The organism is Clostridioides sp. ES-S-0001-03 (assembly GCF_020676075.1).
Taxonomy (GTDB): Bacteria; Bacillota; Clostridia; order Peptostreptococcales; family Peptostreptococcaceae; genus Clostridioides.
In genome coordinates, this window is the sequence record NZ_JACVWJ010000003.1 from 126,378 (window position 1) to 140,935 (window position 14,558).

The 14,558-nt window shown below is 26.9% G+C and carries 12 protein-coding genes; 9 read left to right on the forward strand and 3 right to left on the reverse strand.

Going from position 1 to position 14,558, the window contains the following annotated elements:
- Positions 1-148: 148 nt before the first annotated feature.
- Entirely contained in the window at positions 149-3,337 is a 3,189-nt protein-coding gene (locus tag IC174_RS07115; RefSeq protein WP_227482521.1) for a DEAD/DEAH box helicase, read from the reverse strand.
- A 259-nt stretch (positions 3,338-3,596) separates the two neighbouring features.
- Here IC174_RS07115 and IC174_RS07120 point away from each other — a divergent pair, with 259 nt between their 5' ends.
- Both IC174_RS07120 and IC174_RS07125 read left to right on the forward strand, forming a co-directional pair.
- Complete coding sequence (locus IC174_RS07120) at positions 3,597-5,771, forward strand: molybdopterin-dependent oxidoreductase (protein ID WP_227482522.1); 2,175 nt, start codon at positions 3,597-3,599, stop codon at positions 5,769-5,771.
- A 13-nt stretch (positions 5,772-5,784) separates the two neighbouring features.
- A complete protein-coding gene (locus IC174_RS07125; RefSeq protein ID WP_227482523.1) occupies positions 5,785-6,216 on the forward strand; it encodes a 4Fe-4S dicluster domain-containing protein in 432 nt (143 codons plus the stop codon).
- Between the two features lie 170 nt (positions 6,217-6,386).
- Here the strand turns inward: IC174_RS07125 and IC174_RS07130 are convergent, their stop codons facing one another.
- Positions 6,387-7,139 (reverse strand): AAA family ATPase, encoded by a 753-nt coding sequence (locus IC174_RS07130; protein WP_227482524.1) that lies wholly within the window; start codon positions 7,137-7,139, stop codon positions 6,387-6,389.
- A gap of 327 nt (positions 7,140-7,466) precedes the next feature.
- On the opposite strand from IC174_RS07130, the gene IC174_RS07135 reads away from it, so the two are divergent.
- From IC174_RS07135 to IC174_RS07145, 4 genes are all read left to right on the forward strand, one after another.
- A complete protein-coding gene (locus tag IC174_RS07135) occupies positions 7,467-7,946 on the forward strand; it encodes a DUF2975 domain-containing protein (RefSeq protein ID WP_227482525.1) in 480 nt (159 codons plus the stop codon).
- A gap of 489 nt (positions 7,947-8,435) precedes the next feature.
- On the forward strand, positions 8,436-8,570 hold the full coding sequence (locus IC174_RS21075) for a hypothetical protein (RefSeq protein WP_255615797.1): 135 nt from the start codon (positions 8,436-8,438) through the stop codon (positions 8,568-8,570).
- A 43-nt stretch (positions 8,571-8,613) separates the two neighbouring features.
- Positions 8,614-8,823: a hypothetical protein gene (locus tag IC174_RS07140; protein ID WP_227482526.1), complete on the forward strand. Its 210-nt coding sequence runs from the start codon at positions 8,614-8,616 to the stop codon at positions 8,821-8,823.
- Between the two features lie 133 nt (positions 8,824-8,956).
- On the forward strand, positions 8,957-9,706 hold the full coding sequence (locus IC174_RS07145; protein WP_227434825.1) for an amino acid ABC transporter ATP-binding protein: 750 nt from the start codon (positions 8,957-8,959) through the stop codon (positions 9,704-9,706).
- Positions 9,707-9,907: 201 nt separating this feature from the next.
- Here IC174_RS07145 and IC174_RS07150 read toward each other — a convergent pair whose 3' ends face one another.
- Positions 9,908-10,624 (reverse strand): Crp/Fnr family transcriptional regulator, encoded by a 717-nt coding sequence (locus IC174_RS07150; RefSeq protein ID WP_227434946.1) that lies wholly within the window; start codon positions 10,622-10,624, stop codon positions 9,908-9,910.
- 163 nt (positions 10,625-10,787) lie between these two features.
- On the opposite strand from IC174_RS07150, the gene IC174_RS07155 reads away from it, so the two are divergent.
- The 3 genes from IC174_RS07155 (at position 10,788) to IC174_RS07165 (ending at position 14,457) form a co-directional block, all read left to right on the forward strand.
- A complete protein-coding gene (locus IC174_RS07155) occupies positions 10,788-11,516 on the forward strand; it encodes a 4Fe-4S binding protein (protein WP_227434824.1) in 729 nt (242 codons plus the stop codon).
- Between the two features lie 63 nt (positions 11,517-11,579).
- On the forward strand, positions 11,580-13,172 hold the full coding sequence (gene hcp / locus IC174_RS07160) for a hydroxylamine reductase (RefSeq protein ID WP_227482527.1): 1,593 nt from the start codon (positions 11,580-11,582) through the stop codon (positions 13,170-13,172).
- Positions 13,173-13,545: 373 nt separating this feature from the next.
- Positions 13,546-14,457: a patatin-like phospholipase family protein gene (locus IC174_RS07165; protein WP_227482528.1), complete on the forward strand. Its 912-nt coding sequence runs from the start codon at positions 13,546-13,548 to the stop codon at positions 14,455-14,457.
- Positions 14,458-14,558 lie beyond the last annotated feature (101 nt).

Genomic DNA, 14,558 nt, shown 5'->3' on the forward strand with positions numbered 1-14,558 from the left:
AGAAGGTTAATATATAAGCAAAGAAAGATTTACATATAATTTGCAAAGCTTAAGATATTATGGAGTCTCCTATATTTTAGGAAACTCCTGTTTATCAATTACAAATAACATAGTAGTATTTTATTTTTACTTACTATATATCTTACCTTCAATTAAACAAGTCCATTATCTCACTATCAGATAAACTTCTTAATACACCTTCGTTAGAAAGCTCTCCATTTATAAATTGATTTATAAGCTCTTTTTTATTTTCTTGTAATTTTATTATCTTTTCTTCTATAGTGCCTTTAGCAATTAACTTTATAACTTGTACTACATTTTTTTGACCGAATCTATGAGCTCTGTCACTAGCTTGATTTTCTACTGATGGATTCCACCATGGGTCAAAGTGAATTACAATATCAGCAGTTGTAAGATTTAATCCTGTACCACCTGCCTTTAAAGATATTAAAAAAACTTTTTTGTCAGTACTATTATTAAATTTATCTACAAGTTCAAGCCTTTCTTTAGCATTAGTTTTACCATCTATATAGTGATATGCAATTTTACACTTATCAAGTTCCTTGCCTATATTTTTAAGGACAGATGTAAATTGTGAAAATAATAATATCTTGTGATTTTCATTTATACTATCTCTAAGTATTTCTAGACATGTTTCTATTTTTGAACTTTTTTTATTATAATCTTTTACCACTATACTTGGGTCTAAACAAAGCTGTCTTAGTTTAGTTAAATAAGAGAAAATAACTATTTTATCTTTCTTAAGATTTTTATCTTTCATTTTATCTTGTATATCTTTTGCATACACACTATATATTTTTTTCTGTTCCTTATTTAATTCAACAAAAAAGTTTTTCTCAATCTTGTCTGGGAGTTCTTTCATTACTTCTTTTTTACTTCTTCTAAGAATAAAAGGCTTTATAAGTCTTTTTAAATTTTCAACATTATCTTCTTTATTTATAAATAACTCTTGAAATTTTCCTCTACTATATAAATATCCAGGCATTATAAAATCAAATATAGACCATAACTCTACTAAATTGTTTTCCATAGGTGTACCAGTAAGTGCAAATTTATTTTTGGCATTTATATTTTTTACAGCTTCTGTTACTAAAGCCACTGGATTTTTAATGTTTTGAGCCTCATCTATTACACAATAATCAAAAATTATTTCATTATATTTTTCTAAGTCATTTCTAAGAGTACCATATGTTGTAAGGACTACATTAAAATCGTTTATTTCTCTAAAGCACTTTTCTCTATCTTTTTTATTTCCATGTATCAATAGAACTTTTATATCTGGAGCAAATTTTTCAAATTCATTTTTCCAATTATAAATAAGTGATGTTGGCGTAACAATAATACTTTTTTTATTGAATACAGATAGTAAAAATGTAATAGTTTGTATTGTTTTTCCAAGACCCATTTCATCAGCTAATATACCACCAAATTTATAAAAATCTAAAACTTTAAACCAATTAAAACCATTTATTTGGTAGTCACGTAGATTTGCTTTTAAATTACTTGGAATTTCTGAATTTATAACATTAAAATTTCTAAATTTAGCACATGTATTTTCTAATTCATTTTTACCAGTTATAAATTTTAAATCTTTACCTTTTATCATTTCATTTATATATAGAGCTTTATTATTATGAATTTTATTATCTTTTGATTTATCAATTACATCCAAATTTTCAACCAGTTCAAAAAAATCTTTAGTTTCTTTTTCTGATAAGTCTATAAAACTTCCATCTTTTAGCTTATAAAAAGTACGTTTTTCTTGGAGAGCTTTTAGAATATCTTTGTACTCTTTTGGATTTATATCAGATATATTAAAATTAAATTCTAGATAATTTTGATTAGTTTGATTAATTGAAGCTTGAATTGATGAAGAATTATATATTTTCTTCAATTTAAACTTTTCAGAATAATAGATATCTCCAAATTCCTTTAAAGATTCTAACTGTAAATCTAAAAATGTAAATAGGTCATAGTCAGTTCCTTTAAATGTATATCTGTTATTTTCTTTTACAAATTGTGAAGAAAGCATTTTATTTTCAATTTTAGCCTCCTTTTGTATATTGGGAAGTATAAATTTTTTACCACCTTCATCATCATAGATATACTTTATGTCGCAACATACATTGCCATCAATTATATCAAAGTAAAACTCTGTTTCAAAATTATTTGCTATATTATTTTTTATGTTTTCATCCAAATAAACTTCTTTGGATATTGACTTTAATTTAGGCACTAATAGCCCTAAAACATCTTTAGAGTCTTCTTTATCAAATTTTAATTCCTTAGATTTTGATAATACTTGATAGATTTTTGAATAATCTCGAGCCTTTTTATGAGACAATAAGTAGATATTATTCTCATATAAAAGTACATCACCTTTTCTACTAAGTGGAACAGGTAGTAAGTCTTTGGAGGATAAGACAATTTTATCTTCTATATTTTTAAAATTAAATTTTATTGGTAAAATATCACTTGATACTTTTGGATGATATTCTTCCTTAGAAAAAATTAGAGTAAAATCCTTGTCCTTAAGAGCATTCAAAAATTGTTTCAGAGAACTCATATTTATTTCCATGAACTTTTTTGAGTATGACGAAGAAAAATTATATGAAAGATTTGTTCCATATTCTTCTATCATATCTATTAACTTCTCATCTTCATCAGCAAAATAATGGATGTTAGGATTATAAATAAATTTTTTTCCAAACTCCAATTCATATCCATTAAGTTTTGAATATGCAAATTCAGTGATATTTTTTAAAACATACATTTTATCGATTCCAATTTTAAACTCAGCAATTGCTTTGTTTGAATCAATGTTTAATAATACATCTAAATTGACTCTTTCTTTTTTAGTATCATTTAAAAAAGAAAGTAGTTGTTTACTTAAGTCCAAGCCGACTTTAGAATCAGTCTTAGAAAGTTTATCTTTATCATCATCTAATATATCTATTAGAACAGGAGGAATGTCATTTTTACTTTTTATTTGCTTTAGGCTTTTTATCACAATAGCAACTAGATGTTTACATATAAAGATGCCTCGATTTGTAATATTTGATTGACAATCAACACAACTACAGTCACTTTCAATTATTTTAAAGTGTTTTATATCTATTGTTATTGAATTAAAATAAAAGCTATAATTATCCTCAGAATTGACTCCACCACGAAATGTTAGCAAGTTATTTTGTAAGTCATCAATATCAATGTCTATATAATCAACTAATTGATTACTATAGTATTTTATACCTCTTGACCATCTTGATGGTTCTGTATTTCTTTTGATTAATTTATATATCATATCTATTTTCATTTTATTCACCTTACCTCACTGTATATATTATAATCTAAATCTATCCAATTTACACTCTAAATACAGTGTTTAAATTAAAGCATATATAAATAGCTTTTATCTATTGCAAAATATATATAAATAACAATTTGCTATTAGATTTTTATTGTAATCTCCTGTAAACTAGGAGTGAAAAATAATGATTTAAGTAGTTTATAAATGTATATAAAATTTAATTATTAAAAACATATTTTAAGTTTATGATATTTAAATTAAAAGAATGTATAATAATTATAGTGTTTTATATTTATCATTGGGAAAGGAAGATATTGATATGGATAGTTATAAATTGATTAAGGCTAAGATACCATGTAAGGAAACAGGAATAGAAATAAAGAAGACTTTATGTGATATTTGTTCTCCAGGAATTCATTGTGGAATTGATGCATATGTCAAAGATGGCAAAGTAATAAAAATAGAAGGAACAAAAGAGCATCCAATGAACAGAGGGTTGTTGTGTACAAAGGGGCTTTGTAATAGAGAATATATGTATCGAGAAGATAGAATAAAAACACCACTGAAGAGGATTGGAAAAAGAGGTGAAGGAAAGTTTAAGCCAATATCATGGGAAGAAGCTTATAGTGAAATAGGGGGAAAATTAAATAAAATAAAAGACGAATATGGAGCAAAACATGTAGCATTTTTTACAGGGTATGGAAAGTGGTATAGACCGTTTTTACAAAGGTTTGCATCTTCATTTGGTTCTCCTAATTATGGTACAGAATCAAGCTCCTGTTCAACATCAGCACAGATGGCTGGAAATGTTGCAACTGGGAGAAATTTTACAATGCAGGATATGGAAAATGCAAATACTTATTTAGGTTGGGGGTTTAATCCATACTACTCTAAATTTTTAAATAGTGTAAATTTAAGTAAACTAAAGGAAAAAGGTTTAAAATTTATAATTGTAGACCCTAGGATAACACCAACAACTCAAAAAATAGCAGATTTGCACTTGAGAGTTAAGCCTGGTACTGATGGAGCTTTAGCTCTAGGAATGGCTAATTTATTTATAGAAAAAGATTTGATAGATAAAGAATACATAGAAAAACATGTACATGGGTTTGATGAATACAAGGAATATGTAAAATTATTTGATTTAGATACTGTCAACAAAATTACAGGGGTTTCTAAAGATGATATAGTAAAAGCTGTAGAGATGTTATCGAAAGGTCCATTTTGTATAAATGAAAGTGCTGCTCCAGTAGTTCATCACCAAAATGGATTTCAAAATTATAGGGCAATGATGTCTCTATCTGCTATAACAGGTAATTATGATAAAATTGGAGGTAACATACCAAAACAAGATTATTTTGCTGGTAAGGTAGGAGGATTTCAAACATTAGAAAAAGAGTTTGTAAAAGAAGTGCTACCTAAAAATATAAATGAAAGAATTGGTGGGGAAAGATTTCCTCTTTGGAATGAAATGGTAAATCAATTTCAAGCTATGGATTTAACTCGACAAATAGAAGAAAAGACACCTTATGAAATAAAAGCATTGTTTTGTCATGGTATAAATGCTAGAATGTTTCCTAATTCAGGTAGGCTTTTTAACGCTCTAAACACTGTAGATTTCTTTGTCAATATAGATTTATTTATGACAGATGCATCAAAATATGCAGATATACTTTTACCTGCATGCACATCTTTTGAAAGAGAAGAATGTAAGAGTTATCCAGGTGGATATATTACATATACGAAAAAAGTAATTGATACATTATATGATTCAAAATCAGATGTAGAAATACTTTCTGACTTAGCAAATGTTATGGACATAGAAGATGATTTCTTAAAAGCAGGTTATGAAGCAAGTATAAGACATATGTTTAAAGGAACTTGTGTAGATGTAGATGAACTTAAAGAAAGTGATTTACCATTGAAATGTAAAGATTTTAAATCATATGAGGTAGGTTCGTATACAATGGAAGGTTATGATACTAGTACATCTAAGTTTGAATTAAAATCTACAATTATTGAGAAATATAAAGATTTTGGATTAGATGCATTACCAACATACAAAGAATTTAATGATGATATAGATGAGTATAATTACCTATTAACATCAGGTGCAAGAATTCCAAATGCATTACACTCAAGACTTCATGATGTTAAGCTTTCGAGAATATTAAAAAATGAGGCTAGTTGTGACATTTCTAGTTTAGATGCAAAAGACTTAAGTATTAATAATGGAGATTATATAAAAATAACTACTAAAATAGGAAGTTTGAATGTCAAGGTCAATGTTACTGATAGAGTTTTATATAAAAACATACATATGTATCATGGATATAGAGAAGTTGATGTAAATAGTATCATCTGTGATAATTTTGACCCTTATAGTGGATTCCCTGCATATAGAAGTTGTAAGTGTAAGATTGAAAAAGTGAATAAATAATTGGGGGGATATAATGAAAAGTTTATTTGAATTCAATAAAGAGTTATGTACAGCATGTGGGGCTTGTTTGCTTGCTTGTATAGACCAAAATGATAATGACATAGATAAGGGTGAATTTTTTAGACATGTATTTACAGTGGAAGAAAAAGAAAAGGTAGAATATTTTTCATTATCATGTGTTCATTGTGATGAGGCAAAATGTGTAGATGTATGTCCTAAAGATTGTTTTAAAAAAGAAAATAAATTTGTCATATTAGATAATCAAGATTGTATAGGATGTAAACTTTGTGAAAAAGCTTGTGAATATGGAGCTTTGATTTATGGAAATGATGGTAAAGCAAACAAGTGTAATGGTTGTGTTGAACGAAATGAGTGTGGTATGGATGCACCTTGTGTAATGGTATGTCCTACAGGAGCATTAAAGTTTAATATGGAAGTAGATTAATTATAAATTATAATTTATACTAAGATGTAAAATGAACTTTGTAAAAGACTACATTAAATTTGTATTATAACTAATTTAATGTAGTCTTTTTATGTATATACTTATAAAATAAAAAATTGAGATAGTTAGAAGTTTAAATTTTTATTTCAAAAAGTTTGTCTTATGGATTACTAATCAATTAACATGTTTAAGAATTTTTCTTTATGATTTAAAAAATCTTGAGTAAGTTGATAATTTTCACTATCTTCGCATTTAACTTTATTAATGCCATTCTCATTTATTTCATAGATGATTGAATTAGGATAACAAATTAATATGGGTGAGTGTGTTGCTATGATGAATTGGCAATTTTGGGTTACTAATTCGTGTAATCTTGTTATAAAAGCCATCTGTCTAGCAGGTGAAAGTGCTGCCTCTGGTTCATCTAATATATATATTCCTTCTTTAGAAAATTTATGAATAAATAATGAGAAGAAGGATTCACCATGAGATTGTTCATGCAATGATACTCCTCCATAATAGTTTATAGTTTTTACTCCTGACGAAAACCTAGAAGCTTTATCTATTGCAGTAGCTACATTATAAAAAGATTCAGCTCTCAAAAAAAAATTTTGCTTAGGTTTTTTAGGTCCTTTTGTGATTGTTATATATTTATGAAGTTCAGAGTGGCTATTATAAGTACTAAAGTCAAAGTTTTTTGTCCCACCTTCAGGGTTGAATCCATATTCAATAGCTATTGCTTCTAATAATGTTGATTTTCCACTTCCATTTTCACCAATTATAAAAGTTACGTTTTTATGAAACTCAAGTTGATATAAGTTTTTTACTATTGGTAGATTAAATGGATATTCATTTATACTATGTATACCTTTTCTGTTTAGTTTAACTGACCTAATATATTGATTTATTTTTTCAGCATTCAAATTTAAAACTCCCTTTTATTGATTTTAATATACTTATTATAACTTAAAATTAGTGACTATATTTAGGTTTTTATCTAATAAATTTTAATATAGATATTAATAATTTTTAAATTGGAATCTAGATATAGATATTCATAGTGTTAATTATCAGAAACCTTACACTAACAACAGATAATTTTAATTACTCTTAAAATATTTACTTAGGAAATTAAAATATTTTATATTTTTAACAATAAAAATATATCTTTTATTATAAAAAAAATATTGAAAAACGATATTGTATGATGTAGTATATAATATATAAAATATTTTAAAGGAGTTGATATAGTGTCTGATAAATTTATAAAAAATCTATTAAATGGTATATTACAAATTTTATTTTTTCTTTTAGCATTAGTACTTTCTGTAGGAGGAATTAAAGGCTTTAGTTATATTTGTTTTAGTGGTGAAGCAACTATACAAAGTTTTATATCTGGTATGTTAAGGTTTTCTTTGGTTGTATCATATTTTATTATAGTAAAGTCATTGTTAGAAATATTAAATAGTTCTGAATATAGCTTATTCATAAATGAAAATGTAAAAAGATTTAGACTTATTGGCTATCTTTTACTTTTAAATTCTGTTATAGAATTTAGTTCAACTTTCGGTACTACTGGAACAGGAATGAGGTTCCTAGATTTAGGATTCGGATTTTACTTTACAGTCCCAACTCTTGTATATTTTGTGGTTGCTCTTATGAGTTTTGTGATTTCAGACGGATTTAAGAAGGCAATAAAGATAAAAGAAGATAATGATTTAATTATTTAGGAGGCACACTATGTCAATTATAGTAAATTTAGACATGATGTTTCGATAACTCTATATTTATGTTTAGTATATGGTAATAAAATATTTAATATATACTCAGTCTTTATTTTAATATATCCAGTATTCGTTCCATCACTACATCCATAATAATTCTTCTGAAGTAAATGATACACGAGATATATTTAATTCTTTACTAAATTTTTTCGTATCTAATTTTTTATTGATTAATATACAGTCTTCCACGGAGGTTGATTTGCAATAGCAGTAATGATATGTAAATATCTATATCACAACTTTTTCATATGTTTTAATTTTATAAAAACGAGTTAAACAGCCCAATTATATTAAATAAATTTGATATTAAAAAGGGCTATATAAGTGAATAAGGAAATAGTTTTTTTCTATTGGAAAAATAAAGAAAATTCTATTATAATTGAACATGTGACAAAAGTTTGCAAAAAACAACATTAAGTGAGGGGGACTTATTTTATGATTTTTAACATGAAATATTTTTTGGAATTATTTCAAATAATAATGAAATCATTCAATGTAACTGTGATTTTAACAATAAGCTCACTGATATTTTCATTAACTATAGGAACGATATTAGTGTTATCATCTTAGAAGAAAAAGTGCTTTAAAAATACTTGGAGATGAAAATATTGAAATGATTGATTTTCCAGCAATGACAGGTGAAGATTTTGCTATTTATATGAATGAAAGACCTGGTTTATTTATGTATATAGGGGTAGGAAATAAAGAAAAAAATATAAATTACAGACTTCATAATAACAAGTTTAATATAGATGAAAAATGTTTAAGCACAGCATCTTCATTATTTGCACAACTTGCAGTAGATTATCTTTGTCAATGTTAGATTATAATTATAAGAATATATTCTATTTAAAAATAAAATAACTAAGTTATTTTTAGATTTCAAATTAACATATTAATTTTTAGTATCAAATATGTGATTAGTCTATTATATTTATTAAAAAAGGTGGATACTGATGATAAAAGTAGAGAATTTACATAAAAGTTTTAAAGGTACAGAAGTTCTTAAAGGTATAAATTTAGAAATAAATCAAAGTGAAGTAGTAGCTATACTTGGTCCATCTGGAACAGGTAAATCTACGTTACTTAGATGTTTAAATTATTTAGTTGAGCCTACAAAAGGAAAAATAATGATTGGAGATGTAAAAGTAGATGTAGAAAAAGCAACAAAAAAGGATATAGCAAATTTAAGAAAACATACATCTATGGTATTCCAAAATTATAACCTATTTAAAAATAAAACAGCATTAGAAAATGTAATGGAAGCATTGATAGCGGTACATAAAAAGAGTAAACAAGAAGCTAGAGAAATTTCGATAAAATTAATAGAAAAAGTTGGGATGTTAGATAGAAAAGATTTTTATCCATCAAAGTTATCTGGAGGTCAGCAACAAAGAATAGGTATAGCTAGAGCGATGGCAGTAAATCCAAATGTAATATTATTTGATGAACCAACATCTGCACTTGACCCAGAACTTGTTGGAGAAGTTTTAAGTGTTATAAAATCGCTTGCAAAAGATGGAATAACAATGCTTATTGTGACTCACGAAATAAATTTTGCAAAAGAAGTTGCTGATAAAATTATATTTATGGATAATGGTGTGATAGCTGAAGAAGGAACTCCTGATGAAATATTTAATAATCCAAAAAATGAAAGAACGGCAAAATTTTTAAATATTATTAGGAAAGAAGAAGTATTTAATTAAAAACATATAATTGAAGTATGTCTTAAGACATATGAGATACTTTCATAAAAGTAAGCTAATTAACATACAAAATTAATAGATATCTTAATTTATATAATTAAGATATCTATTAACTTTTTGAGTAAAAATATAAATTCTAGATTTAGACGTAATGCCTATAATTTGAATTAATTAAAATTATGTGTATTGAATCATATAAGTTTAAATATCAAACTTATTTTGGAAACAAAAGATTTCAAACTTATTTTTGTTAAAAGATAATAGACCTTCATCTCTCATTTTTCCAAGTTCTCTTGACATAGAACTTCTATCAACACATAAAAAGTCAGCCATTTCATTTCTTGAAAAAGGGATTGTAAACTTATAGTTACCCGTTCTCTCTATTTGATTTGAAAAGTACATGAGCAATTTTTCACGAGTTGTTTTACAAGAAAGCAACTCTATTTTGTTATGAAGTAAAATATTTTTTTCAGCTATTAATTGTAACATATTTTCAACAAGTCTATTGTGAAATTCACATGTAGACGAGCAAATACCAGTCACACTTTTAAACTTTATAAATAGAACTTCACATGAAGATGTTGTCACTACTGTTACAGTACTTTTATGTAGTCTAGTGCAAGCAAACACCTCTCCAAATAAATCACCAGGTAAAAGTTCAGCCACAATATTTCTATTACCTTCAATATCTTCTTTTATTATGTGTGCACTTCCCTTAAGCATAATTCCAATAGAAGTCACTTCATTTCCTACAGAAAATATTATGTCATCTTTTGGATAAGTCTTATCAGTAACACCCAAACATTCTAACATTGCTTCAAGTTCATCATCTTTAATCCCTTCAAACAGAGAAATCCTTCTTAATAGATTTATATGTTTTTCTAAAAATTTTTTCAAATAATCACTTCCTTGTTGCATATGCAACCGATAATTTCTTTTCATTGTACTATACTAAATTTATAAAAGCAAGGAGATATAAAAATCCTGATACAAAAATCTAAAATAAAAAAGACCTATGTCTTAAAAATAAATATCTAGTAAAGTAGTATTTTAAACAAAAAAATTTTATGAGGTGATATAAATGATTAGAAAAATAATTAAAATTAATGAAGAAAAATGTAATGGTTGTGGATTATGTGTTGAAGCTTGTCATGAAGAAGCTATAGGTATGGTAAATGGAAAAGCAAAACTTTTAAGAGACGATTATTGCGATGGTTTAGGAGATTGTTTACCAACTTGTCCAACGAATGCAATTTCATTTGAAAATAGAGAGGCTGCAGAATATGATGAAGAAGCAGTAAAAGCAAATATGGAAGCAAAGAGAGCACAAAAAGAAAATTTAGCATGTGGATGTCCAGGTTCTCAGTCTAAGTCTATAAAAAGACAAGATTTAGATACTATATCTACAAATAACAATATAGTAATGGAGGCACAAGAGTCTCAGCTTAATCAGTGGCCAGTGCAAATAAAACTAGTACCTGCTAATGCATCATATTTAAAGAATGCAAGTCTTTTAATAGCAGCAGACTGTACAGCATATGCATATGGAAATTTCCATAATAAATTTATGAAAAATAAGGTTACATTAATTGGTTGCCCTAAACTTGATGAAGTTGATTATGCTGAAAAACTTACAGAAATTTTAAGATTAAATGATATTAAAAATATAGTGGTAACACGTATGGAGGTACCTTGTTGTGGTGGTATCGTAAATGCAGTTAAAACAGCCCTACAAAATAGTGGAAAGATGATACCATGGCAAGTAATTACTATATCTGTAGATGGGAAAATAGTAGATGGAGAAATCTAATTAAGTAAATCGTAAACAATTTAATAAATTTTAATAAATAAAATTAAATGGGAGGAATAAAAGATGGAGAATATGTTTTGTTTTCAATGTGAACAGACAGTTGGTGGTAAAGGATGTACTATAAATGGAGCTTGTGGTAAAAAAGGGGGAACAGCTAATTTACAAGATGAACTTACAGGAGTATTAATTGGACTTTCAAGAGCAACTGTTGGAAATAAAAATAGACCAACAAGAGAAACAGATAAAGTTATGATAGAAGGATTGTTTACTACTGTAACAAATGTAAGTTTTGATGATGAAGCTATAAAAAGACAAATTGAAAAAACTGAACTAGCAAAAAGTGAACTTGTACCTAGATGTTCAGATTGCTCAACAACTTGTAGTAGAAATGATAACTATGATATGAAGAATTTATGGAATGATAATGAAGATATACGTTCATTAAAATCATTAATTTTATTTGGATTAAGAGGGATGGCTGCTTATGCTTATCATGCAATGGTACTTGGATATACAGATAAAGAAGTGAATGACTTTTTCTACGAAGGGTTAATAGCAGTTGGAGAAGACTTATCTAGTGATGAACTTTTAGGATTTGTAATGAAAACTGGGGAAATAAACTTAAAATGTATGGAATTACTTGATAGAGCAAATACCGAAACTTATGGAACACCAGAGCCAACTCAAGTACCTATGAAAATTGAAAAAGGTCCATTTATTGTAGTTACAGGGCATGACCTTTATGATTTACACAAATTGCTAGAGCAAACAAAAGATAAGGGAATAAACATATACACTCATGGAGAATTATTACCAGCACATGCATATCCAAAATTAAAAGAATATAAGCACTTAAAAGGAAATTTTGGTACAGCATGGCAAAATCAACAAAAAGAATTTGACAATATACCTGCTCCAATACTATTTACGACAAACTGTTTAATGCCTGTTAAGGATAGTTATAGAGATAGAGTATTTACTACAGAAGTGGTTGCTTATCCTGGTATGGTTCATATTGGAGAAGATAAAGATTTTTCTAGTGTAATAGAAAAAGCACTTGAACTTGGAGGATATAAAGAAGATATGCATATGACTGGAATAAATGGAGGTGATATGCTAACTACTGGTTTTGCAAGAGGAACAGTTTCATCTGTACAAGATACAGTAGTAGAAGCTGTAAAAAATGGTGCCATAAGACACTTTTTATTAGTTGGTGGTTGTGATGGTGCAAAACCTGGAAGAAATTATTATACTGAATTTGTAAAACAAGCTCCTGAAGACACTGTTATATTGACTCTTGCATGTGGAAAATATAGATTTAATGATTTAAATCTTGGAGAAATAGGTGGTTTACCACGTTTAATGGATATGGGACAATGTAATGATACTTACAGTGCAATTCAAGTGGCTATTTCATTGGCAAATGCTTTTGAATGTGATGTAAATGAATTACCTCTTAGCATAGTTCTATCATGGTATGAACAAAAAGCTGTTTGTGTACTTCTTACATTGCTTTACTTAGGTATAAAAAATATCTATATAGGACCTTCTTTACCAGCGTTCTTGTCTGAAAATGTATTGAATATATTGGTTGAGAAATTTGCTTTAACTCCTATATCTACTCCAGAAGAAGATATGAAAAAAATATTAGGATAAAGAAAATACGCTTAGCTGATAAGGTATAAATTTTATAATCAAAGTATTATTAAGATTAATTATAATTAACATAAATAAGGGGTGGCTTTGTATAAGGTCAACCCTTATTTATATTTTTATGGTCTATTACTAAAGTATATATTATTTTAATCAATTATTTATAATAAATCATACTTTTAAACTTATAATACTTAAAATATGTGTATAGTACAAACAAATAAAAAGTATAGTTTTAATAGTGCAGGATACTGAATTTAATTATAGAAAGAGGAACTTTGTAATATAGAATTTGCATAATATATATATATTATAGTGTAATTATTTTAACTAAAATTTAAAATATATAAGGCATTTTATATGGGGGTATGTATATATGAAAAATTCGAATTTTAATATATTAACATTCGATGGTGGTGGATTAAAGGGAGCATTAAGTATATCCATACTTGAGAGAATAGTAGAGGAGTATCCAAGTTTGTTAAATAACATAAATATGTTTGGAGGAACATCTACAGGAAGTTTGATTGCATTAGGGCTTGCATATGGTGTAAGCCCAAAAGAGATAAAGACTCTCTATTCAATTGAAAATTCAAAGTATATTTTCAACAAAAGTTATGCAGAAATGCTCAGACCAAAGTATGAAAATAAAAATTTAAAGGAAATTTTACTAAGTATATTTCCAGAAGACTTAGAATTGAAAGATTTAAGTAAATTAGTCATGGTACCAAGCTTTTATATAGGTAATGAAGAACATTCATGGAGGCCTGTATTTTATAATAATATGCCAAATTCTCTTAATAAAACTAGTAAAGTTGTGGATGTAGCAATGGCAAGTAGTGCTGCACCAGTATTCTTTCCAACCTATAATTGTCATGTTGATGGTGGTATAATAGCAACTGACCCAAGTTTAGCATGTATAGTTTATTCAATTGACAGTGGACTTAAGCTAAATTATAAAAATACAAGACTTTTTTCTATAGGGACTGGATATGTATATAATAGTATAAAGACAGATACAACTGAATGGGGAGCTATTGACTGGATAATCAATAAGGAGCCAGACTTACCAATTATATCTGTTACACTAGAAGGGAACTCTCAAATGAGTCAACTATTTTCTCAAAAACTTCTTGGAGATAATTACTATAGGTTAAATCCTAAAATGGAGAGAGATGTAGCTATGGATGATTGTGATTCACTAGAATATTTAATATCTCTAGGTGAAAACTGTGATATAAAAGATGCATTTGAATGGATAAATAAAAAAGGTTTTTATAAAAATTAGGTATAGTTTTTCATTATATTTATAAGTAGAAAATTTTTATAGTTTATAATTTTGATAAAAGATTTTGCAATTTTAAATACTTTAATATCATATAGTATTTT

Excerpts from the sequence above, each read along its gene's own strand:
- IC174_RS07115 (WP_227482521.1), bottom strand. The coding sequence starts at position 3,337 with ATGAAAATAGATATGATATATAAATTAATCAAAAGAAATACAGAACCA.
- IC174_RS07120 (WP_227482522.1), top strand. The coding sequence starts at position 3,597 with ATGTATAATAATTATAGTGTTTTATATTTATCATTGGGAAAGGAAGAT.
- IC174_RS07125 (WP_227482523.1), top strand. The coding sequence starts at position 5,785 with ATGAAAAGTTTATTTGAATTCAATAAAGAGTTATGTACAGCATGTGGG.
- IC174_RS21075 (WP_255615797.1), top strand. The coding sequence starts at position 8,436 with ATGATTTTTAACATGAAATATTTTTTGGAATTATTTCAAATAATAATG.
- IC174_RS07140 (WP_227482526.1), top strand. The coding sequence starts at position 8,614 with ATGATTGATTTTCCAGCAATGACAGGTGAAGATTTTGCTATTTATATG.
- IC174_RS07145 (WP_227434825.1), top strand. The coding sequence starts at position 8,957 with ATGATAAAAGTAGAGAATTTACATAAAAGTTTTAAAGGTACAGAAGTT.
- IC174_RS07150 (WP_227434946.1), bottom strand. The coding sequence starts at position 10,624 with ATGCAACAAGGAAGTGATTATTTGAAAAAATTTTTAGAAAAACATATA.
- IC174_RS07155 (WP_227434824.1), top strand. The coding sequence starts at position 10,788 with ATGATTAGAAAAATAATTAAAATTAATGAAGAAAAATGTAATGGTTGT.
- hcp (WP_227482527.1), top strand. The coding sequence starts at position 11,580 with ATGGAGAATATGTTTTGTTTTCAATGTGAACAGACAGTTGGTGGTAAA.
- IC174_RS07165 (WP_227482528.1), top strand. The coding sequence starts at position 13,546 with ATGAAAAATTCGAATTTTAATATATTAACATTCGATGGTGGTGGATTA.